Source organism: Terrilactibacillus tamarindi (assembly GCF_009718825.1).
Taxonomy (GTDB): domain Bacteria; phylum Bacillota; class Bacilli; order Bacillales; family Sporolactobacillaceae; genus Terrilactibacillus; species Terrilactibacillus tamarindi.
Genome location: NZ_WNHB01000005.1, coordinates 88,933 through 110,932 on the forward strand (window position 1 = coordinate 88,933; position 22,000 = coordinate 110,932).

Annotated in this window: 18 protein-coding genes; 12 read left to right on the plus strand and 6 right to left on the minus strand. The window is 37.4% G+C overall.

The features are described 5' to 3' along the window. Position 1: 1 nt before the first annotated feature. The 4 genes from glgB (at position 2) to glgA (ending at position 5,865) form a co-directional block, all read left to right on the plus strand. A complete protein-coding gene (glgB, locus tag GMB86_RS04575; RefSeq protein WP_155217271.1) occupies positions 2 to 1,948 on the plus strand; it encodes a 1,4-alpha-glucan branching protein GlgB in 1,947 nt (648 codons plus the stop codon). Further along, positions 1,938 to 3,095, plus strand: coding sequence for a glucose-1-phosphate adenylyltransferase (locus GMB86_RS04580; RefSeq protein ID WP_155217273.1), 1,158 nt, complete (start codon positions 1,938 to 1,940; stop codon positions 3,093 to 3,095). The genes glgB and GMB86_RS04580 overlap by 11 nt, the downstream gene beginning before the upstream one ends. A gap of 218 nt (positions 3,096 to 3,313) precedes the next feature. Further along, positions 3,314 to 4,420: a glucose-1-phosphate adenylyltransferase subunit GlgD gene (gene glgD, locus GMB86_RS04585; RefSeq protein ID WP_155217275.1), complete on the plus strand. Its 1,107-nt coding sequence runs from the start codon at positions 3,314 to 3,316 to the stop codon at positions 4,418 to 4,420. Positions 4,421 to 4,440: 20 nt separating this feature from the next. Then, positions 4,441 to 5,865, plus strand: a complete 1,425-nt coding sequence (glgA, locus tag GMB86_RS04590; protein ID WP_155217277.1) for a glycogen synthase GlgA — start codon at positions 4,441 to 4,443, stop codon at positions 5,863 to 5,865. 82 nt (positions 5,866 to 5,947) lie between these two features. Here the strand turns inward: glgA and GMB86_RS04595 are convergent, their stop codons facing one another. After that, positions 5,948 to 6,445: a metal-dependent hydrolase gene (locus GMB86_RS04595; RefSeq protein WP_155217279.1), complete on the minus strand. Its 498-nt coding sequence runs from the start codon at positions 6,443 to 6,445 to the stop codon at positions 5,948 to 5,950. Between the two features lie 232 nt (positions 6,446 to 6,677). On the opposite strand from GMB86_RS04595, the gene pflB reads away from it, so the two are divergent. The 3 genes from pflB to GMB86_RS04610 all read left to right on the plus strand — a co-directional run bounded on the left by pflB (position 6,678) and on the right by GMB86_RS04610 (position 10,982). Beyond that, positions 6,678 to 8,906: a formate C-acetyltransferase gene (gene pflB, locus GMB86_RS04600; protein WP_155217281.1), complete on the plus strand. Its 2,229-nt coding sequence runs from the start codon at positions 6,678 to 6,680 to the stop codon at positions 8,904 to 8,906. 25 nt (positions 8,907 to 8,931) lie between these two features. Then, positions 8,932 to 9,669, plus strand: a complete 738-nt coding sequence (pflA, locus tag GMB86_RS04605) for a pyruvate formate-lyase-activating protein (RefSeq protein ID WP_329602757.1) — start codon at positions 8,932 to 8,934, stop codon at positions 9,667 to 9,669. Between the two features lie 149 nt (positions 9,670 to 9,818). Then, positions 9,819 to 10,982 (plus strand): amidohydrolase, encoded by a 1,164-nt coding sequence (locus GMB86_RS04610; protein WP_155217283.1) that lies wholly within the window; start codon positions 9,819 to 9,821, stop codon positions 10,980 to 10,982. Between the two features lie 68 nt (positions 10,983 to 11,050). Here GMB86_RS04610 and GMB86_RS04615 read toward each other — a convergent pair whose 3' ends face one another. The 3 genes from GMB86_RS04615 to pdxS all read right to left on the minus strand — a co-directional run bounded on the left by GMB86_RS04615 (position 11,051) and on the right by pdxS (position 14,318). Then, complete coding sequence (locus tag GMB86_RS04615; protein ID WP_155217396.1) at positions 11,051 to 12,556, minus strand: MFS transporter; 1,506 nt, start codon at positions 12,554 to 12,556, stop codon at positions 11,051 to 11,053. Positions 12,557 to 12,752: 196 nt separating this feature from the next. Continuing rightward, positions 12,753 to 13,343 (minus strand): pyridoxal 5'-phosphate synthase glutaminase subunit PdxT, encoded by a 591-nt coding sequence (pdxT, locus tag GMB86_RS04620; RefSeq protein WP_155217285.1) that lies wholly within the window; start codon positions 13,341 to 13,343, stop codon positions 12,753 to 12,755. A gap of 84 nt (positions 13,344 to 13,427) precedes the next feature. After that, a complete protein-coding gene (pdxS, locus tag GMB86_RS04625; protein WP_155217287.1) occupies positions 13,428 to 14,318 on the minus strand; it encodes a pyridoxal 5'-phosphate synthase lyase subunit PdxS in 891 nt (296 codons plus the stop codon). Between the two features lie 191 nt (positions 14,319 to 14,509). Between pdxS and pdxR the strand changes: the two genes are divergently transcribed. From pdxR to GMB86_RS04645, 4 genes are all read left to right on the plus strand, one after another. Continuing rightward, positions 14,510 to 15,946 (plus strand): MocR-like pyridoxine biosynthesis transcription factor PdxR, encoded by a 1,437-nt coding sequence (gene pdxR / locus GMB86_RS04630; protein ID WP_155217288.1) that lies wholly within the window; start codon positions 14,510 to 14,512, stop codon positions 15,944 to 15,946. A gap of 185 nt (positions 15,947 to 16,131) precedes the next feature. Then, the gene (locus GMB86_RS04635) at positions 16,132 to 17,610 is read left to right on the plus strand and encodes an amino acid ABC transporter substrate-binding protein/permease (protein ID WP_155217290.1); all 1,479 of its coding nucleotides are present in this window, start codon (positions 16,132 to 16,134) and stop codon (positions 17,608 to 17,610) included. Next, positions 17,588 to 18,313: an amino acid ABC transporter ATP-binding protein gene (locus tag GMB86_RS04640; RefSeq protein WP_155217292.1), complete on the plus strand. Its 726-nt coding sequence runs from the start codon at positions 17,588 to 17,590 to the stop codon at positions 18,311 to 18,313. The genes GMB86_RS04635 and GMB86_RS04640 overlap by 23 nt, the downstream gene beginning before the upstream one ends. A 103-nt stretch (positions 18,314 to 18,416) precedes the next feature. Further along, positions 18,417 to 19,862 carry a DEAD/DEAH box helicase gene (locus GMB86_RS04645; RefSeq protein ID WP_155217294.1) on the plus strand — a complete coding sequence of 482 codons (1,446 nt, stop codon included), beginning with the start codon at positions 18,417 to 18,419 and terminating at the stop codon, positions 19,860 to 19,862. A gap of 72 nt (positions 19,863 to 19,934) precedes the next feature. On the opposite strand, the gene GMB86_RS04650 is transcribed toward GMB86_RS04645, so the two are convergent. Beyond that, positions 19,935 to 20,378 (minus strand): GNAT family N-acetyltransferase, encoded by a 444-nt coding sequence (locus GMB86_RS04650; RefSeq protein ID WP_155217296.1) that lies wholly within the window; start codon positions 20,376 to 20,378, stop codon positions 19,935 to 19,937. 225 nt (positions 20,379 to 20,603) lie between these two features. Between GMB86_RS04650 and GMB86_RS04655 the strand changes: the two genes are divergently transcribed. Continuing rightward, positions 20,604 to 21,017: a DUF2871 domain-containing protein gene (locus GMB86_RS04655; RefSeq protein ID WP_155217298.1), complete on the plus strand. Its 414-nt coding sequence runs from the start codon at positions 20,604 to 20,606 to the stop codon at positions 21,015 to 21,017. A 34-nt stretch (positions 21,018 to 21,051) separates the two neighbouring features. Here the strand turns inward: GMB86_RS04655 and GMB86_RS04660 are convergent, their stop codons facing one another. Next, the gene (locus tag GMB86_RS04660; protein WP_155217300.1) at positions 21,052 to 21,576 is read right to left on the minus strand and encodes a type 1 glutamine amidotransferase domain-containing protein; all 525 of its coding nucleotides are present in this window, start codon (positions 21,574 to 21,576) and stop codon (positions 21,052 to 21,054) included. Positions 21,577 to 22,000: the final 424 nt, after the last annotated feature.

A 22,000-nucleotide genomic window follows, 5' to 3' on the forward strand; every position in this document is an offset into this window, starting at 1 on the left:
ATTGAGTCAATTACTGGAAAATAAGCAAGACATCCTTCCCAGTGAAGAGGATATTTATCTTTTTCATGAAGGAACATTGTATGAGGGTTATAAGCTATTTGGCGCCCAAGTTATAACAGACCAAGATATTCTTGGTGTACGCTTTACCGTTTGGGCACCGAATGCAAAGCATGTCTCTGTTGTAGGTGATTTCAATCAGTGGAATGGAATCAATCATCGAATGACTAATGTGCATTCAGGGATTTGGACATTATTTATACCTAACTTAGTCGAAGGTGACATATACAAGTATGAGATTGTAACTCCAACAAATCAGACCATTTTGAAAGCGGATCCATACGCGTTTTTCTCTGAATTACGCCCTAACACGGCTTCGGTTGTTTATTCATTAGATCATTATGAATGGCACGACCAAAAATGGATCAGAGATCGCAAAAAATACGACTCGTATCATTCAACCATGTTAACTTACGAATGCCACCTCGGTTCTTGGAAAAAGAAGGACAATGGAGAGTTTTATTCATATAGGGAAGACGCAGATCAAATGATTGACTATGTTCTTAAGCATGGATTTACTCACATTGAAATCATGCCAGTTATGGAACACCCTTATGATCGATCCTGGGGTTATCAGATTACAGGATATTTCTCTGTCACGAGTCGATACGGTAAACCAGAGGATTTTATGTATTTTATCGATCAATGCCATCAAAAAGGGATTGGTGTTATTTTAGACTGGGTCCCTTTACACTTTTGCAAAGATGCTCATGGGCTTGGTCAATTCGATGGGACGGCGCTTTATGAACCGGAAGATCCTATGCGTTCAGAACGACCACTGTGGGGGACTTATAACTTTGATTTTCATAAACCCGAAGTGGTTAGTTTCTTAATCTCAAATGCGATCTTTTGGATGGATAAGTATCATATTGATGGTTTCCGTATTGATGCTGTTTCTTATTTGATTTATTTAAATCATGACCATACGTTACCGTCCGCTTTAAAAAATAAGTATGGTGGAGATGAAAACCTTGAAGGAATTGCTTTTATAAAGCAACTTAACGAAGTGGTATTTAAAAACTATCCACATGCCTTAATGATAGCAGAAGAAGCCACCGATTGGCCTTTGGTATCCTATCCAACGGATAAAGGAGGGCTCGGTTTTAACTATAAATGGAACATGGGCTGGGTCAATGATCTGCTTCGTTATATGCAGCTAGACACACAAGACAGGCGTCACCATCATAATATGTTGACATTTTCCATGTATTACGCCTTTTCAGAAAACTATATTCTTCCATTCTCCCATGATGAACTTGTGTATGGGAAACGTTCTTTATTAAATAAAATGCCGGGTGACTATTGGCAAAAATTTGCTAACTTAAGGTTACTTTATGCTTATTTCTTAACCCATCCTGGTAAAAAACTTATTTTTATGGGAAGTGAATTTGCTCAATTCGACGAATGGAAAGATATAGCACAATTGGATTGGAACTTACTAAACTTTGAATCTCATCATAAGTTTAATCAGTTTTTTATAACAATCAATCATTTTTACCAAAAAATGCCTTGTCTATGGAAATTAGATCATATTTCTGAAGGATTTGAGTGGATTGACCCGCATAATAATGAACAAAGCATCATAATTTTTATTAGAAGAGGAAAAAGAAAAGGTGATTATTGCATCGTCTTATGTAATTTTACAGAAACTGTTTACCACAATTTTAGAATTGGCGTTCCCTCTTTTGGAAAATACCTAGAAGTATTTAATACTGACTTAGAAGAGTTTGGCGGTTCTGGGCAATATAATGCTGAATCGATTAGGGTGGAAAAAGAACCCTACCATAATCAACCGTACAGCATGGAAGTCACCGTTCCTCCATTGGGGGTGAGCATCTTCATGAAACAAACAAAAAGACGAAGGAGGGAGGATTTTATTTATGACAAATAAAAAATGGATGGCCATGTTATTAGCAGGGGGACAAGGAACAAGATTAGGTGAATTGACAAATACATTAGCGAAACCCGCTGTTCCTTTTGGAGGTAAATACCGTATTATAGATTTCACATTAAGTAATTGCATGCATTCAGGGGTTGACACGGTTGGGGTGCTTACGCAATACCAGCCTCATCTTCTCAATACTTACGTGGGAAATGGTCGCCCATGGGATCTAGATCGAAAATTTGGAGGAGCGTACGTCCTTCCGCCTTATCGAGGCCAAAATGGTGGCCAATGGTATAAAGGAACGGCTAATGCCGTTTATCAAAATATCAAATTCATAGACCAGAATGATCCTGAATACGTCTTGGTTATTTCAGGAGATCACATTTATCAAATGGACTATAATAAATTATTAGAATTTCATATGGAAAAACAGGCTGAAGCGACGATCGCCGTCATTCAAGTACCATGGCATGATGCCAATCGCTTTGGCATTATGGATACCAATGAACAAGATAGAATTACAGAGTTTCATGAAAAACCAAGTTTACCAAAAAGCAATCTAGCATCCATGGGGGTATATTTGTTTAATTGGAAGTCATTACGTCGGCACTTAATTCAAGACGATCAAGATCCAAATTCATCCAATGATTTTGGCAAAGATATCATACCAAAGATGTTAGCAGATAAAAGTCGAATTTACGCTTACAGATTCTCTGATTACTGGAAAGATGTTGGTACGATTGAAAGTCTGTGGGAAGCAAATATGGATTTATTGAAAGAAAAGCCACCATTGAATTTAAATGATCCTCACTGGAAGATACTTACTGGCAATGCTAATCATCCACCTCAATATATCTCTCCAGAGGCTGAAATTAGACAGTCATTAATAAACGAAGGGTCAATGGTTTTTGGTAAAGTTATTCGATCTGTTATTTCATATAACGTTAAGATCGGAAAGGGATGTAATATTAAAGATTCGGTCATTATGCCGAATGTCACGATAGGAGAAAATGTGACGATTGAACGATCGATTGTGACAAGTAACACAGTTGTTGAAGCTGGGTCTACTTTTGGCACTTCAAACCCATCCCAAAATATTACCTTAATAAGTAATAAAGAGAGTATGACTTCTCATATTCGAGAAGTGTTATAACTAAATTATTTTAGTGCAAATAATAAAGCATAATGCCATTATTTATAGTTAAGTTTTATATAAACATGAATGAAATCAAGGTTTTGTTTCTTCGGTCCTCTTGTAGATATAAAGTCTACATATAGTTCCCCGAAACCTCGTTCTTGACCTTCTGTCATTTATGCAAACTATTTTTCAAAATGTAATTTTATAACTGGTCCTAAAAGGGGATGTGTTTATTGGATAGGGTACTAGGAATCGTAAACCTCATTAATGAAAAACAATATTTAAAAGAATTAACTTTGAATCGTTGCCTTGCTTCTGTACCCTTTGGAGGACGGAATCGACTCATTGATTTTACACTTTCTAATTATATACATGCCAATATTAGTAAAGTAGCCATCTTTGCTAAAGAAAATTATCGATCCATAATGGATCATTTAGGAACAGGGAAAGAATGGGATCTCGATCGAAGAAATGGTGGTTTATTCTTTTTTCCACCGATGCAGCCCAATAAAATGATTCATGGCGATTTGGAACAATTCAAAGATCAGATCGATTTTTTTCATCGTTCAGCTGCTGATTTAGTTATCATATCGCCAGGTCATCATGTTTGTAAAATTGATTTTACTGATGTGATCAAAGAACATAAAAAAAGTAAAGCGGATATGACGGTTGTTTACAAGGCGTATGATGGTGAGCCTGTTTCAAAACCCCTCTATAATACATGTAAGATCGGGGAAGCGGGAGAAGTTCAAGATATAAGTTTATACACAGGAATTGATGAAGGCGATTTAGTATGTCTTGAAACGTACGTAATAAATAAAGAGGTCCTCATCGATATCATCGAAACTTGCGTCAATAATAAAGAATATGATCTGCTCAAAGATGGAATCAAAGCAAACTTGATGAAACGACGTGTGAACGGGTATGCATTTGATGGTGTTTTACCTTTTATCCATTCTTTGAAAACGTTTCATAAGAGTAATATGACGTTGCTAGATCCTAATATTTTAAATTCCTTCTTCTTTCGTGACTGGGATATTTTCACGAAGGTGAAACATGAACCCCCAGCCAAATATTCTGCTTTTTCTAAGGTTAACACGGCATTAATTGCTAACGGATGCGATATCGAGGGAGTCGTTGAAAATAGCATTATATTTCGTGGGGTTAAAATACGAAAAGGAGCGGTTGTAAAAAATTGCATTATCATGCAAAAAGGGGAGATAGAAGAAGGCGCTTTCCTAGAAAATGTGATTACAGATAAACAAGTAAAGGTTAGAAAAAATCAAGTTGTCATGGGTGATCTTGATCCAATGGTGATAAAAAAGGGCGAGATCATTTAATCTATCGGAGGGTCCAAGTCATGAACGTACTATATGCAGCATCTGAATGCGCCCCATTTGTTAAAACAGGAGGACTTGGCGATGTCATAGGTGCTTTACCTAAATCATTAACGAATCAAGATCTTCATATTAGTGTTGTCTTACCTAAATACGAAGACATTCCTGTGAAATACACAGAAAATCTTGAGTTTGTAACAAGTATAAATGTTTCAGTTGGTTGGCGTCAGCAATATTGCGGAATATTGAAACTGGAAAAAGATGAAGTAACATACTATTTTCTAGATAATGAATATTACTTTAAGCGCCATGGAAGTTATGGTTATCATGATGATGGTGAGCGGTTTGCATTCTTTTCAAGAGCGGTTCTTGAAAGTTTACCACATTTAAAAGATAAACCGGATATCATTCATTGTCATGATTGGCAAACAGGACCAATTAGCGTGATGCTTAAAGCACATTTTGCCCATAACCCATTTTATAGAAATATTAAAACGGTCTTTACCATTCATAATTTGAGGTATCAAGGGATTTATCCAAAAGGTGTACTCTATGATTTACTAGAATTGGATGACTCATATTTTCATATGAATGGTCTTGAATTTTATGGAAATGTAAATTATATGAAGGCAGGACTTGCCTATTCAGATTGTATAACGACGGTTAGTCCTTCCTATGCCGAAGAGATACAATGGCCCTATTACGGTGAACAACTGGATGGTTTTATTCGAGCAAGACAAAACCATCTAGTTGGTATTATTAACGGAATAGATGATTCCAGTTATAATCCAGAAACTGATGATGATTTATTTCAACCTTATTCAGACATTGTTGGTAAGCAACTCAATAAACAAAAGCTACAAGAAAAACTACATCTACCGGTACGAACTGATACTCCTGTGATATCTATGATTACTCGTTTGGTAGATCAAAAAGGGATCGATTTAATTCTTCGAGTCTTCCATGAACTTATGAGTTATGATGTTCAATTCGTTCTACTCGGAACAGGGGATTATCGATACGAACAAGCATTTAAGGATCTAGGGTTTCAATATCCAGATAAAGCCTCAATCAATATCTATTTTGACGAATCATTAGCACGACAAATTTATTCGGGATCTGATCTCTTTCTCATGCCATCACAATTTGAACCTTGTGGGATTGGTCAATTAATTTCGTTTCGCTATGGAACCATTCCTATCGTGAGAGAAACGGGTGGATTGAAAGATACCGTTATTCCATATAATGAATTTACTGACGAAGGTACGGGTTTTACTTTTACCAATTTTAACGCACATGATATGCTATATACCATTGAACGTGCACTAGGCTTTTTTCATCAAACGGAGAAATGGAAGAGGCTAGTGGAACAAGCCATGAAGTTGGATTTTAGCTGGGATGCGTCAGCTGAAAAATATCATTCTCTATACAAACAGCTGGTTTTATAAACTAGAACCAAACCCCATCACACCTATGATGGGGTTTGTTTTACAAATAAGTCAGCTATTCTATAATTGAATACATAAAAGGTTATCCAACTGTAATAGGAAGAAGATGATGAAAGAGGAATAGTGACTGAACAATAATATATAGGGATAAAAGATGACGAATTAATTTTTCAGTCCGGCTTCCTGTATGCGTTGTTATTGGTAATTTAATAGACATGGATAGGGGAAATAGTAACTTTATCCCTTGTTTTGTTGCCGCGTCAAGTATAAGATGACTTATTATGCCTATCATAAGACCCGTAGTCAAGTCCGAATAAGGGACAAAACGGTATCCTAAGTATCCAATAATAATAAGAAATAACAAACTATGGGTCATCGTTCGGTGACCAAAAAAGATGCGAATGAGTCGCGCAAGTACAGGGAGTTTCCGACCAATTTTACTCCCACTATGACAAATATCAGGAAGTAAACTACCAAGTGTTGCAAAAGGCAAAACTAAGAATGGATCTAAAGTGGGCTCATACTGTACAGATATTAAAGCTGCCGCGAGCCCTCCTACTATGTGTGTTTTTCCAGTCATTTTTTTCTCCTTAATATGAAAGTTGAATCTCAGAAGTATCGAGAAATGAAGCTAATCATGATATGTATATGGATACATATGTTCCCCTATCATAACAGATTTCAAAGAGGAAGTATAGGTTTTAACAAAATAATCGTTGGACAACATGATTTCACAAAGGTGTAACATTCAGGACATAAGATGAGTGTTTGATTATCATATAATAAGATTAGAAACAAGGAGGCGATAGTCTATGGAGAAATGGAAGGGCTTTCAAGGAAATGTTTGGAAAGAGGAAATTGATGTGAGAGATTTCATTATGACAAACTATTCACTTTATGAAGGAGATGAAGCCTTTTTAGAAGGACCGACCGAAGCAACGAAATTCCTCTGGAAACAAGTTATGTCTTTATCAAAACTAGAAAGAGAACGTGGCGGAGTACTTGATATGGATACCCATATTGTTTCGACGATCACCTCCCATGAGCCTGGTTACTTAGATAAAGATGATGAAAAGATTGTTGGATTGCAAACGGATAAACCTTTCAAACGTTCCCTTCAGCCTTTTGGCGGTATTCGGATGGCTGAAGTATCAGCTAAAGCTTATGGCTATGAAATAGATAAAGAGATCAGTTCAATTTTTAGAGATTGGCGGAAAACACATAATCAAGGTGTCTTTGATGCTTATACGGATGAAATGAGGGCAGCGAGACGCTCAGGTATTATTACTGGTCTACCAGATGCTTATGGACGAGGTAGAATAATAGGTGATTATCGCCGAGTCGCTTTATATGGCGTTGATCGTTTGATTGCCGAGAAACAAAAAGACTTGCGAAATACAGGGATAACAACCATGTCGGATGATGTCATTCGAGCAAGGGAAGAACTAAATGAACAAATCCGGGCTCTTCAGGATTTAAAAACTATGGCGCAAAGTTATGGGTTTGATATTTCTGAACCTGCTTTTACTGCTCAAGAAGCCTTTCAGTGGCTCTATTTTGGTTATTTAGCCGCCATCAAAGAACAAAACGGAGCAGCTATGAGTTTAGGCAGAACGTCGACATTCCTAGATATATACATTGAACGTGATTTGAACGAAGGGCGGATAACAGAAAAAGAAGCCCAAGAAATTGTCGATCACTTTATTATTAAACTAAGGATGGTACAGTTTGCCAGAACGCCTGAATACAATGAACTGTTTTCAGGAGATCCAACGTGGGTCACAGAATCGATTGGGGGAGTTAGTGAAGACGGAAGAGCGCTTGTAACGAAGAATTCCTTTAGATTCTTGCATACATTGACCAATTTGGGTCCTGCACCAGAGCCTAATTTAACCGTATTATGGTCAACACGTTTGCCTGAAGCTTTTAAACGCTATTGTGCAAAAATATCAATTGAATCTTCGGCCATTCAATACGAAAATGATGATATTATGCGTCCAGAATGGGGTGATGATTACGGAATCGCTTGCTGTGTATCTGCTATGAGAATTGGAAAACAAATGCAATTCTTCGGTGCCAGGGCCAATCTAGCAAAGACATTGCTTTATGCCATTAATGGTGGAAAAGATGAGAAGTCGAAAGTACAAGTCGGCCCTAACTACGAACCTATCACTTCTGATGTACTAGATTATGAAGAAGTGATGGAGAAATATGATCAAATGATGGAATGGCTTGCTGGGCTTTACTTAAATACACTGAATGTGATTCATTATATGCATGATAAATATTCGTATGAACGATTAGAAATGGCCTTACATGATACCGAAATTTTACGAACGATGGCAACAGGAATTGCGGGATTATCGGTTGCGGCCGATAGCTTAAGCGCTATAAAATATGCCGTTGTGACACCTATTCGTGATGAAAATGGTCTTGCCGTTGATTTTAACATTACAGGGGATTTCCCTAAATACGGTAATAACGATGACCGTGTCGATAGAATAGCCGTGGATCTGGTGAAAAGATTTATGACGAAAGTAAAAAAACACCCAGCCTATCGCGGAGCAAAGCATACAACTTCCGTCTTAACGATTACATCGAATGTGGTCTATGGTAAAAAAACGGGTTCAACGCCTGATGGAAGAAAAGCCGGTGAACCTTTTGCACCAGGTGCTAATCCTATGCATGGAAGAGATACAAAAGGGGCTTTAGCATCCTTATGTTCTGTGGCGAAAATTCCTTACTCATATTGTTTAGATGGAATTTCAAATACCTTCTCTATTATTCCAAGTGCACTCGGAAAGAGCCCAGAAGATCAATATCAAAATTTGGTTGGTATGTTAGATGGATATGTGATGAAAAAAGGTCATCATCTTAATGTCAATGTATTTAAACGTGAGACGCTTTTAGATGCCATGGAACATCCTGAACAATATCCACAGTTAACCATTCGCGTCTCAGGGTATGCCGTTAATTTTATTAAGTTAACACGTGAACAACAACTCGATGTCATTCATCGTACGATGCATGCCATGATGTAAGAAGAAGGTGACTTAAGTGAAGAAGGTGATTGGACGGATCCATTCCACAGAATCGCTTGGTTCTGTGGATGGACCAGGTATCCGTTTTGTCGTATTTATGCAGGGCTGTGTGCTCAGGTGTCAATATTGTCATAATCCCGATACTTGGGAAGTAAATAAAGGGATAGAAGTCACGGCTGATGAAATCCTACAAGAAGCTTTATCGTATAAACCTTTTATGGACGCCTCTGGTGGTGGACTTACGGTCAGCGGTGGAGAACCGTTGATGCAGATTCCATTTTTAATCGAATTATTCACAAAATGTAAGCAACAAGGGATCCATACAACGATTGATACAAGTGGAGGTGTTTTTTCGGGCGACCCTCATTTTATTGAGCGTCTTGAAGTGCTTCTACAAGTAACCGATTTGGTATTGCTTGATCTAAAGCAGATTAATAATCAAAAACATCAACAATTAACAGGAAAATCGAATGAACATATCTTACAAATGGCAAGATTCCTATCTAATCACAATCAAGATATGTGGATTAGACATGTCCTCGTTCCTGGTATATCTGATGATGAAAACGATCTTCAAGAACTTGGCGATTTTATCGCCACGTTAAAACATGTTAAGAAAGTAGAAATTTTGCCTTATCATACGATGGGAGTCTATAAGTGGGAAAAGTTGGGATTGGTTTATCCTCTTCAAGATGTCAAACCACCATCCATAGAGAGTATTAAACAGGCAGAAAAATATCTCCATGTAGAGTCTTATAACTAGTTAGAGCACTCCAAGTCATCATGATATTGGAGTGTTTTTTTCTGGGGAGAAGTTGGAGACGTTTTTTGTTCTTTTTTCACGAGTCTTAAAGTTATATAGACAGATTTGTGATAAGATACTAGAAGAGTCTAAGCAGAGGAGTGAGGGGTTTGGTTCATACAGCACTCACGGTTACAACCGGACAACTTGAATCAAAACTAATAGAAATTCGTCATCATCTTCATCAAGAACCAGAAATTTCAAATGAAGAATTTGAAACAACAAAAAAGCTGAGGGACTGGTTAGGTGATTTAGATATAAGCATACTTGATTTACCTTTAAAAACGGGCTTGGTTGCAGAAGTTAGTGGTGATCCGAAAGGGCCAGTCGTAGCGATTAGAGGGGATATTGATGCTCTTCCCATTCATGAGGAAACGACGTTACCTTATAAATCGCGATTCGATGGAAAAATGCATGCGTGCGGACATGATTTTCATACAACGGCCGTATTAGGTGCCGCTTATGTGCTCAAACAAAAAGAGCATGAACTAAAAGGAACGGTTCGTATTATTTTCCAACCAGCAGAAGAAACGGGTCCAGGAGCAATTGATATCCTAAATACACATGCTCTTGATGATGTTCAAGCCATTTTTGGCCTTCATAATATGCCAAGTCTTGAATTAGGGCAACTTGGAACTCGTATTGGAGCGATGTCTTCAAATTGTGATCGATTTGAAATTATGGTTGAAGGAGTAGGCACACACGCAGCACACCCAGATTTAGGGGTCGATCCGATTCTCGTTGCTGGTCATATTTTGGTTGCACTGCAGTCTATCGTTAGCCGTAATATTGATTGGCAAGATAGTGCTGTCGTCAGTATTTGTCAGCTTCATAGCGGGAATACATGGAATGTTATCCCCTCAATGGCTCAATTAGAGGGAACTGTACGATCACTTGACCTCGATATTAGAGAAACAATAAAAGGAAAAATAAAACAAGTCGTTGAGGGAATCGCAAGCGCATTTGGAGCGAAGGCCACTTTTATTTGGCATGGTGGATCTCCAGCCGTGATGAATGATGAAAAATGGACCCTGTTTACCATTGAAAAGGCTAAAGAAGTGGGTTTTGAAGTCATTGACATTAAGCCGCCTTCTTCAGGAGAAGACTTTTCTCATTATCAAGAAAAAATACCAGGTACGTTTGTTCATATAGGCACTTCAACACCTTATTCACTCCATCATCCCAAATTTGAGATTGATGACCGAGCTTTGATGCCAAGCGTTAAATTGCTGGCTACTTTAGCAGAACAAGCGCTTGTAGATATTATAAGTTAAACAATCGGCAGAAAATGGCAAAAGAAACGCCTCATCGGTAAATTAAAACCGAAGAGGCGTTTCTTTTATTATTTTACATTTTGATGGATGTTAGGTTGTTTGAATCTTGAGCGTTTTGAATGATATAAACGCCAGCCTGTGAGTAAAGCACCAAGTAGACAAATACTCGCAGAACTTAAGAAGACAACATGCATGCCATCTAAGAAAATGTCAGGGCGATGAGGAATTAATGCAGTCACACGATACCTAGCTTCCCGGCTCATGACAGAAAATAAAATGCTTGTCGCAGCGGATATACCAACAACCATACCTAGATTCCGAACGAGAGCATTGATGCTTCCTGCGATGCCGAGTTGTGTTCTTTTTACGGTAGACATAACGAGAGAGTTGTTGGGAGATTGGAACAACCCACAACTTATTCCAAGAAGAGCCACCCAAACACAAACAAGCCAAATGCCACTCTCTTGATGAAGACCAGCGAGTCCAAATTGAACTACAACCATCATTAAGAGTCCAACGAAGGTTAATAGCTCTGAACCAATTTTATCAGATAACGCCCCGCTTAGTGGTGCCACAATCACCATCGTTATGGGAAAGAGCATCAGAACTAATCCTGCATGCGAAGGCGATAAAAGGAGAATATCTTGAGTATAAAAAGGTGATACGATATTGAAACAAAAGTTTGAAACAAAGACAAGAAATCCACAAAAAATACTTAATGAGAATAATGGATTTTTAAAAATGGATAACTTGATCATTGGGTCTTCTTTGTGACTTTCAACGTATAGGAAAAAGATCAATAAAATGACACTAGCGAAAAATGCCGCAATGATGCGAAGGTCGGTATAACCAGCTTGCTGCCCTAGTAAAAGACCAGTGAAAAGACTAATGATGGATAAGGCGAACAAAACGCTGCCTGTGATATCGAGTTTTGACCGTAATTTGATCATATCTTTTGGTAGTATCATCCATCCAAGTATAATGGCAATGAGACCGATCGGAATATTTACCCAAAAAATAGACTGCCAACCCAGTGAAGAAACCATAAATCCCCCTAGACTAGGGCCAGTAATACTACCGAGTGAAACAAAAGTTCCAAGTAATCCAAGCGCTTTTCCCCGATGATTAGCAGGAAAGATTTCAGTAATGATCCCTTGGTTATTTGCCATTGTCATAGAGGCACCAATCGCCTGTACGATACGTGAAGTTAGTAAAAAAGTTAAGCTATGACTGAATCCACACAATAAAGAACCAAATATAAAAATGATACATCCTAATTTAAACATGTTTATTTTGCCTACGATATCACCGAGTCTACCAAAAAAAAGAATGATGGAACAAATGGTTAAAATATAGCCGCTGACAATCCATTGTGATTGAGCAATGGATAAATTTAGATCTTTTGAAATCGATGGAAGGGCAATATTAACAATGCTCCCATCTAAAGTTGACATAAATACAAATAAATTAAGAACAATTAAGATGATCCATCGTTTTTTTTGAATGAGTGGATCATCCTGGTACGTTTTGACTTGAGATTGCAAAAACAACACCTCATCACTATTTAGTTGCATTTGCAACTACGTTCATCAAACCTCATGATACAAAGAAAAAGTTGGTAACGCAACTATGTAAAATGAAGAATTTTTTACATATTGGTTACTTCAAAAAATATACAAGCCTGGAGATATTTAATCGATAAAAAAATCCTAATGGATAGTTGCTCCATCAGGATTTTTTTTATTTCTAATATTATTAGAAGAATTATGACTAAGCTTTAACTTTAGCTTCACGAGCCATGTCAACAAATAAACCAATCATACGATAATCATCTGTTAACTCTGGATGAAAGGATGTAGCAAGGAGATTTCCTTGACGAACAGCCACAATTCGATCATCACAAGTAGAAAGGACTTCGACATGATCATTGACTGAAAGAATATGGGGAGCTCGAATAAAAATAGCTGGGAACGGTGCATCAAGTCCCGTTATATCTAAACCGGCTTCAAAGCTGTCGACTTGACGTCCAAATGAATTACGTCTTACTTTGACATCCATTAAGCCAAGTGACTCTTCCTCTTCCGTATCTCCTTCAATATCTTTAGCCAAGATGATCATACCGGCACATGTGCCAAAAAGGGCTTTTCCTTTCTTAGCAAAGGCACGAATCGGTTCGAGGAAACCGTATTTTAACATCAATTTACGAATCGTCGTACTTTCACCACCAGGTAAAATTAACCCATCTAAATCATCAAGTTGTTCCGGCTTTTTAACACTAACGGCCTCAGCACCACACTTTTCAATATGGTGTAGATGTTCAGAAACAGCTCCTTGCAAGGCTAAAACGCCAATTTTCACCATTAAGATCGCTCCTTTCGATGACTTAATTTGAAAAGAAAAACGGACTACTCATCCGCTTTTCTTTTCATAGCTTATCTTCTCTTATTACCAACCACGTTCTTGCATACGTTGTTCCAATGTTAAATCGGCAATATCAATCCCTTTCATAGCCGTACCAAGTTCTTTAGAAAGTTCGCCGATTAATTTGTAATCTGTATAATATGTGGTAGCTTGTACAATGGCTTTCGCGAATTTTTCAGGATTCTCAGATTTAAAAATACCTGATCCAACGAAGACTCCGTCAGCTCCAAGTTCCATCATAAGAGCGGCATCAGCAGGAGTAGCCACACCACCTGCGGCGAAGTTAACAACTGGGAGACGTCCAGCTTCTTTAATTTGTTTTAATACTTCATATGGTGCACCGAAGTTTTTCGCAGCTGTCATGAGTTCATCGTCATTCATGTTAACAACTTGGCGCACTTGAGAATTGACTTTACGCATGTGACGCACGGCTTCAACAATATTTCCTGTTCCTGGTTCGCCTTTCGTACGAAGCATGGCAGCACCTTCACCAATACGGCGAGCAGCTTCACCTATATCACGGCAACCACATACGAATGGTACAGTGTACTGATTTTTAAGTAAATGATACTCTTCATCAGCAGGTGTTAAAACTTCACTTTCGTCAATATAATCCACACCCATGGCTTCAAGAACACGAGCTTCAGTAATGTGCCCAATACGAGCTTTCGCCATAACAGGGATTGATACAGCATTCATAACTTCCTCAACGATACGAGGATCAGCCATACGAGCGACGCCGCCAGCTTTTCGAATATCAGAAGGGACACGTTCAAGTGCCATAACGGCAACTGCACCAGCTTCTTCAGCAACTTTAGCTTGCTCAGCATTTACAACGTCCATGATGACGCCGCCTTTTTGCATTTGTGCCATTCCGCGTTTGACACGATCCGTTCCTACAACTGTATTAACCATTGATCCATTCCTCCAATTACATTCATTTTCAATTTATCTTTTGATAAATAAATGCGTATTATTTATAAGATTATGATAAAGTATGACATAATAAATGAAACCGTCCAATTGGATGTTTTATTTCTCATCCAATTTTAAAATATAATCGTTTTAACGAGATAAATCACTTTTTAGAAAAAGGAAGAAGCAAAATGTGGGAAATTGATAAGAAGAGTAAACAGCCGATATATCGACAAATAAGCGACCAATTACGTGAAAAAATTATGAAAGGTGAATATACACCAGGTAGTGTCTTACCAACAGAAAGAAAGTTAGCAGAGCAGATTGGAGTGAACCGTTCTACAGTTGTACATGCCTACGATGAATTAACGTCTATTGGATTAATAGAAAGAAAAAGGGGAAGTGGGACGAAAGTAAGTACACAAAAATGGGGAATTTCGCCAGCTGGTTCAACCAATTGGAAAGCCTATGTTGATAGTGGATCTTTTTTACCACCCCATCCACTTATTCAAAAAATACATGAACTTTCTCACAACAAATCATTATGGAATTTAGCAGGTGGTGAACTTGGACCTGATTTGTTTCCTGACAGTTTACTTAAACCACAATATGAAAAAATATTAGGGGCAGAAGAATTGTTTGAGGATGAGGATCCACAAGGCTATCGACCTTTAAGAGAAACCATTAGCCATCATATGAAAGAAGTCTATCATGTGGACACAACGGCAGACTCAATTATGATAACGAGTGGGGCCCAACAGGCGATTTATCTCATGACTCAGTGTCTTTTATCTCCTGGAGATGCCATTGCAATTGAAGCACCATCTTATTATTACTCTTTGCCGTTGTTTCAATCCGCCGGTCTTCGGATATTTGCTCTGCCGATAGATGAAGAGGGGATTAATCCCGAAGATGTCAAAGTTTTGTATCAAAAACATCGTATTAAACTTGTGTTCTTAAATCCCATTTTTCAGAATCCAACCAGTGTATCTTTGTCTGAAGACAGAAAAAAAGAGCTGGTTGACCTTTGTGCATCTTTATCAATTCCAATTGTAGAGGACAATCCTTTTAGTTTACTTTCATATGATGAGGAATCAGGAAGCCTGATGAAATCAAAGGACCAAACTGGAAATGTTCTATATTTAGGTTCTTTATCAAAAACGGTCGGTTCAAACATACGTATTGGTTGGCTGATTGCTCCAAAAACGGTCATTCAAAGGTTAATGGATGCAAGAAATCAAATGGATTTTGGATTAAGTATATTTCCGCAATTAGTGGCCGATCATTTTATGTCATCAGGAAAGTATCAGGAACATGTTGATCGACTCGTAGCTGAATTAAAGGATAGACGGGATCGTGCAATAGAGATACTAGAGCGAGACTTTAAGGATTATGTGACGTTTCAAACTCCTCATGGAGGGTTGTATATCTGGTTAAGATTAAAGACCCCCATTCAAGACTCGAAATTACTCCACCAAGCAGCAAATCACGGTGTCATCATTATGCCGGGGAGTGTATTGGGGTCTTCCGAGGGTTACATTAGGTTAACGTTTGCACGGCTTGCAAAAGACGAATTAGAAGCTGCACTTGAAGCTTTAAGACAGACCTTTCATAGTTTAATAAAGTAAAGTATAAATCACATACACCGGTCATTAAGATGTTTTTAAAAGTATTGAATTGTGCTAATATGATATTATGTGTGTGAATGAAAGTAGATATATTTTTAAAAAAAAACATAGAGTTCTTTACTAGTTTTTGGCCAAATGAGATAACCCAAGTAAGACAACCTATGTAAATACATCAAGGAGGACTCATGAAAAGGATAGGATTTGGATTTTTCACAATTATTTTTTTATTAATGATGATGATTTCTGGATGTTCCCAATCAAACTCATCTAATCAAAAGCACCCCAACGCTAAACAAGGTCAAACATATACGATCGCAACAGATGTTACATTCGCTCCATTTGAATTTAAAGATGAAAGCGGCGAATATGTTGGAATAGATATGGAACTATTAAAGGCCATTGCGGAAGATCAAGGGTTTAAATATGAAATGAAACCACTCGGCTTTAATGCTGCTGTACAAGCACTCGAATCAAAACAAGTGGATGGCGTTATTGCCGGTATGAGTATAACGGATGAACGTCAAAAGAAATTCGATTTTTCAAAACCCTATTTTGATTCAGGGGTCGTTATGGCCATTGCTGAAACAAATAAAGAGATAAAATCTTATAAGGATTTAAAAGGGAAGAAAGTAGCTGTGAAAACAGGTACTGAAGGAGCAGCGTTTGCTGATTCAATCAAAGATAAATATGGATTTAAAACCGTCTCTTTTGATGATTCTGCTAATATGTATGATGACGTCAAGGGTGGCAATACGGTCGCATGTTTTGATGACTATCCTGTTATTGCTTACGGTACAACGCAACATAACGGTTTAAAGATGGTCACCGATAAAGAAAAAGGGGCATCTTATGGCTTTGCAGTAAGCAAAGGACAAAATAAAGAGTTATTAGAAAAATTTAATGCTGGATTAGAAAATTTGAAAGCCAATGGTAAATACGATCAACTCATGAACAAATACCTTGGCAAGCAGGCGCAGAAAAGTGTAGAGAAAGATACCAGTTTCTTTGGACTTGTAAAATCAAGTATGCCTAGTTTGATGCACGGGTTATGGTTAACCATTGAACTGACGGTTATTTCTTTAATCTTTGCTTCAATTCTTGGTTTAATTTTTGGATTTATGCGGGTATCAACGAAGAAAGTCATCAGAGCGATTGGTTTAATCTACGTTGATATATTTAGAGGCACGCCACTCCTTGTACAAGCGTTCTTTATTTATTTTGGAATTCCAACTGCTCTTGATTTTCGTATGAGTGCTCTCTTAGCAGGGGTTATCACGTTAAGTTTAAATGCAGGTGCCTATATGGCTGAAATCGTCAGAGGCGGTATTCAATCGGTTGATAAAGGACAGATGGAAGCAGCTCGTAGTCTTGGTTTACCATATGGAAAATCGATGATGAAAGTTATTTTGCCTCAAGCGGTTCGTATTATGATTCCGTCGATTATTAACCAATTTGTTATGACATTAAAAGACACGTCGATTCTATCGATTATTGGAATTGCAGAGTTAACACAAAGCGGAAAAATTATCATCGCGAGGAATTTTGAATCCTTTAAAATATGGCTGATTGTAGCGATTATGTACTTTATTATCATCACGATCTTAACAAAAATATCCAATCGCCTAGAAAGGAGAATTCGTCATGGTAAAGTTAAAAGTAACTAATCTAAAAAAGAGTTACGGAGACTTGCAAGTCTTAAAAGACATCGATTTAGAAGTAAAAGAAGGTGAAGTGGTCTGTGTTATCGGTCCTTCAGGTTCAGGTAAAAGTACGTTTTTACGTTGTTTAAACCAACTTGAAGAAATGAATGGCGGAACAATTATCGTTGATGACAACGATCTTAGTAAGAAGGTTAATATTAATAAAGTCCGTGAGAATATTGGAATGGTGTTTCAAAATTTCAACCTATTTCCTCATTTAAGTACGTTACAAAACATCACCTTAGCTCCTGTTCAATTAAAGAAACAAACAAAAGCAGAAGCTAAAGAGTCAGCTCTTAAACTACTTGATCGTGTCGGCTTGAAAGACAAGGCAAATAGTTATCCAGATCAATTATCTGGAGGTCAAAAACAACGTGTAGCCATTGCTCGAGCTCTTGCGATGAATCCGGATATTATGTTGTTTGATGAACCTACAAGTGCATTAGATCCTGAAATGGTTGGTGAAGTACTCAATGTAATGAAAGGTTTAGCCAAAGATGGGATGACCATGGTCGTTGTGACCCATGAAATGGGCTTTGCCAGGGAAGTATCAGATCGTGTGATTTTCATGGACGGTGGCTATATTGTCGAACAAGGGTCACCAAAAGAAGTGTTTGCACACCCGAAAAATCCAAGAACCATTGACTTCCTGAACAAAGTATTGTAAAAGACATGGACCTCTTTTTATGGGGTCCTTGTTTTTTGGGTTTATTCCATGAAAAAGTGGCATAATGAAATATATATGAGAAAACAGAAAATGAGGGTTATTGATGTATACATCCAGTTTTAAAAAAGTCTCACTTAGTCAAGAAATATTACAAGCTTTATCACGTTTAAATTATCATCAACCTACACTTGTTCAGGCAAAAGTTATCCCCAATATATTGAAAAAGAAGGATATGATAGTCAAATCCCAAACAGGGAGCGGGAAAACAGCTGCCTTTGGCATACCTATTTGTGAACTCGTCGATTGGGAAGAAAATAAACCTCAAGCGTTAATATTGACTCCAACACGTGAATTAGCGGCACAAATTAAAGAAGATATAACCAACATTGGGCGCTTTAAACGAATCAAAGCAACTGTTATTTACGGTAAGCAGCCTTTTGATAGACAAAAGAACGAATTGAAACAAAAATCACATGTGGTTGTTGGTACTCCGGGACGTGTCTTAGATCATATTAACAAAGGAACTCTAGTCTTAGAGCGAATTCAATACTTTGTGATCGATGAAGCCGATGAAATGTTAAATAGGGGATTTATCGAACAAGTGGAAGCGATTATGGCAAAGTTACCTGAGAATCGTGTCACACTCTTATTCTCAGCAACGATACCAGAAAGTATTAAACAATTATGTCAACGTTATATGAATGAACCGATTGACATAGAGATAGAGCAAGAAGATGTAACGACCAATAGAATACAACATAAATATTACGAAATTAAAGGTGAAGAAAAGTTTTGTTTACTCAAAAACATCTTGACTATTGAAAATCCAGATAGTTGTATTATCTTCTGTCGAACGCAAGAACAAGTGAATACACTTTTTCAAGGCTTAAAGCGGTTAAACTATCCTTGTCAAAAAATTCATGGTGGCTTGTCACAAGAAGAACGGTTTCATGTTATGAAGGAGTTTAAACTCGGGAAATTCCGTTATCTTGTGGCTACTGATATAGCAGCAAGAGGAATCGATGTGGATAATATTTCTCTTGTCATGAATTATGACATCCCGCTTGAAAAAGAAAGCTATGTCCATCGTACTGGGAGGACTGGACGAGCTGGGAAAAAAGGGCTTGCTATCACATTTGTGACCCCTCGTGAGAAACCTATATTAGAAGAAATCCAAGACTACATTGGTTTTAAGCTAAAAAAGGAATCAATCCCAACTAGACAAGACGTGTTGAAACATCAGGCATCGTTTCAAAAGACACTAAGCGAAACACCGAAACTTAAACGAGATAAAAGTGAATCACTAAATCAAGACATTATGAAATTGTATTTTAATGGCGGAAAAAAGAAGAAATTGAGAGCCGTTGATTTTGTCGGAACCATTGCAAAACTCGAAGGCGTTACAGCTGATGATATTGGCATTATAACGATACAAGAAACCTCGACTTATGTCGATATCCTTAACGGAAAAGGACCAATAGTGCTTAACGCCATGAAAGAGACGAAGGTAAAAGGAAAACAGTTAAAAGTTTATGAAGCTAGGCAATAACATGCCCATCATGAATCTAAAAAATCAACCATCCCATATATGAATAAGGATGGTTGATTTTTTGAGTTAAATCTAAATCTCTAAAATCATATCAACATGAGGAATATCGTCTTCTAGATACGGTTCTGAAACATCTTTAAAACCAAATCGCTCATAGAGTCCTTTCGCTTGTACTTGAGCTTGTAGTTTAATTTTTTTGGGATGTAGTTCGTCTATAGAAAACTGAATAGCTTTGTCGATCATTTCCCTTGCAATCCCTTGTTTTCTGTATTCCTTTTTAACAATAATACGACCAAGGGATAGTTCAGGGTAAATGACCCCTTCTGGAACAATTCGGAGATAAGCAATAATCTGACCGTCTTTTTCGGTAAATAAGTGGTAGCAATCTTGATCTTTATCATCTATATCTTGAAAAGGACAGGCCTGTTCAACAATGAAAATACGATTCCGTTCATTAAGTATTTGATAGAGCTCTGACGTTGTTAATTCAGAGAATGTTTTTAAATGCCAATCCATGATTTCACCTCTCTATACACTAATCTTCATTATAAGCGACCAAACTTTAATCTAGCAATCTTAATTTAATCGCATTTTTATTATAAATGCAATGGGGTAAGACTTTCCATGACTACTTTCATTCTTATCATTCTCTATATCGATTGAGTTGGCTCTTATTGATCCAATGGCTAGATAAAATGATATAATCATAGAGGATGAAAATCTTTTGTAAGGGGATTGGAAATGAAAAAGTTATACTTTTCAGCACTTATTTATATGATACTGGGATTATTAGCAGGTATTTTTTACAGAGAAATAACGAAAGCATACAACTTCACAGGCCAATCGATGTTGTCTGTCTTGCATACGCATTTACTTGCTCTTGGTATGATGATGTTCTTGATTTTCTTAGTGTTAGAGAAACTTTTTACTTTATCAAAAAGTAAGTTGTTCTTACCGTTTTTCTGGCTATACAATATCGGCCTGCTCTGGACGATTGGATTTATGGTCATCCACGGAACGATGACCGTGCTTGGTAAATCCGTTGGACCCGCAATCTCAGGTATGGCTGGACTTGGACATATTTTATTAACTGTAGCTTTGGTTCTATTCTTTATTATCCTATTTGAAAGATTAAAAGCATCAAAATCCATATAAAAAAAGTGCGTTCATAAATAGAACGCACTTTTTTTTACTTAGATTCAATGACTTTAATGAGTTCTTTTAAATAATCAGGTAAGTCAGGTGGTCTACGGCTAGAAACAATGTGTCCATCAACAACAACAGGTTTATTATGCCAAATGGCACCTGCATTTGTCATATCGTCTTTAATTCCAGGTGTACTTGTAACGTATACGCCATCAAGTATGCCAGCAGATATCAGAACCCAACCTGCATGACAAATTTGGCCTATTGGTTTTTTGTTTTCATGAAAGTGCCGAACAATGGAAAGGACTTCTGGGAAACGGCGGAGTTTATCTGGAGACCATCCCCCTGGGACAACAACTGCATCATATTCTTCTGGGTTAACTTCACTGAAAGTAAAATCTGATTCTGCAGGAACGCCATATTTACCGATATATTTATGATGAGCCTCTTCCGCAATTAAGTGAACAATGGTGCCTGCTTCACGAAGACGTAAGATCGGATACCATAACTCTAAATCTTCAAAATCATCGCTGACAAAAGATAATACTTTTTTTCCTGTTAATGACATAAATAATTCTTCCTTTCCTAGTGAAAATAGGTGAATACTATCACTTTAACAAAGATGAGAAGAATATGCTCGTAAGATGAAATAAAAGGTCATAATAGAAGAATCATGATTTCATAATTTAACCAATAACAAGGAATTAGAGGTTGTCAACTAACGAGTACAAGTCTGAGCTAAAAAAATCTAATTTAATAAAACATGCCTTCATGTCAGGTATGTTTTTTTGTTTATAAATTAAATAATTCATTTCTTTATACAAAATGGATAAAAGTAACTTTAATGTACAGTATAACTATAAACGTACTATAAGAGGTTGTTCAAAAAGTCACCAAATGATAAGCTACGAATCTCCGACGCTATCCAAGAGGATCTTCAACTAAAATCGCTCACGTCCTGTGGCTGGCGCCTGAAGCCACCACATCCTGTG

What these genes read in the sequence shown, in the direction of transcription:
- GMB86_RS04650 (WP_155217296.1), bottom strand. Translation starts at nt 20,378, where the DNA reads ATGGATTGGCATTTAAAAACATTCTCTGAATTAACAACGTCAGAGCTC.
- pdxS (WP_155217287.1), bottom strand. Translation starts at nt 14,318, where the DNA reads ATGGTTAATACAGTTGTAGGAACGGATCGTGTCAAACGCGGAATGGCA.
- pdxT (WP_155217285.1), bottom strand. Translation starts at nt 13,343, where the DNA reads ATGGTGAAAATTGGCGTTTTAGCCTTGCAAGGAGCTGTTTCTGAACAT.
- GMB86_RS04635 (WP_155217290.1), top strand. Translation starts at nt 16,132, where the DNA reads ATGAAAAGGATAGGATTTGGATTTTTCACAATTATTTTTTTATTAATG.
- glgA (WP_155217277.1), top strand. Translation starts at nt 4,441, where the DNA reads ATGAACGTACTATATGCAGCATCTGAATGCGCCCCATTTGTTAAAACA.
- GMB86_RS04595 (WP_155217279.1), bottom strand. Translation starts at nt 6,445, where the DNA reads ATGACTGGAAAAACACACATAGTAGGAGGGCTCGCGGCAGCTTTAATA.
- pdxR (WP_155217288.1), top strand. Translation starts at nt 14,510, where the DNA reads ATGTGGGAAATTGATAAGAAGAGTAAACAGCCGATATATCGACAAATA.
- GMB86_RS04655 (WP_155217298.1), top strand. Translation starts at nt 20,604, where the DNA reads ATGAAAAAGTTATACTTTTCAGCACTTATTTATATGATACTGGGATTA.
- pflB (WP_155217281.1), top strand. Translation starts at nt 6,678, where the DNA reads ATGGAGAAATGGAAGGGCTTTCAAGGAAATGTTTGGAAAGAGGAAATT.
- GMB86_RS04580 (WP_155217273.1), top strand. Translation starts at nt 1,938, where the DNA reads ATGACAAATAAAAAATGGATGGCCATGTTATTAGCAGGGGGACAAGGA.
- GMB86_RS04645 (WP_155217294.1), top strand. Translation starts at nt 18,417, where the DNA reads ATGTATACATCCAGTTTTAAAAAAGTCTCACTTAGTCAAGAAATATTA.
- GMB86_RS04615 (WP_155217396.1), bottom strand. Translation starts at nt 12,556, where the DNA reads ATGCAACTAAATAGTGATGAGGTGTTGTTTTTGCAATCTCAAGTCAAA.
- GMB86_RS04640 (WP_155217292.1), top strand. Translation starts at nt 17,588, where the DNA reads ATGGTAAAGTTAAAAGTAACTAATCTAAAAAAGAGTTACGGAGACTTG.
- GMB86_RS04660 (WP_155217300.1), bottom strand. Translation starts at nt 21,576, where the DNA reads ATGTCATTAACAGGAAAAAAAGTATTATCTTTTGTCAGCGATGATTTT.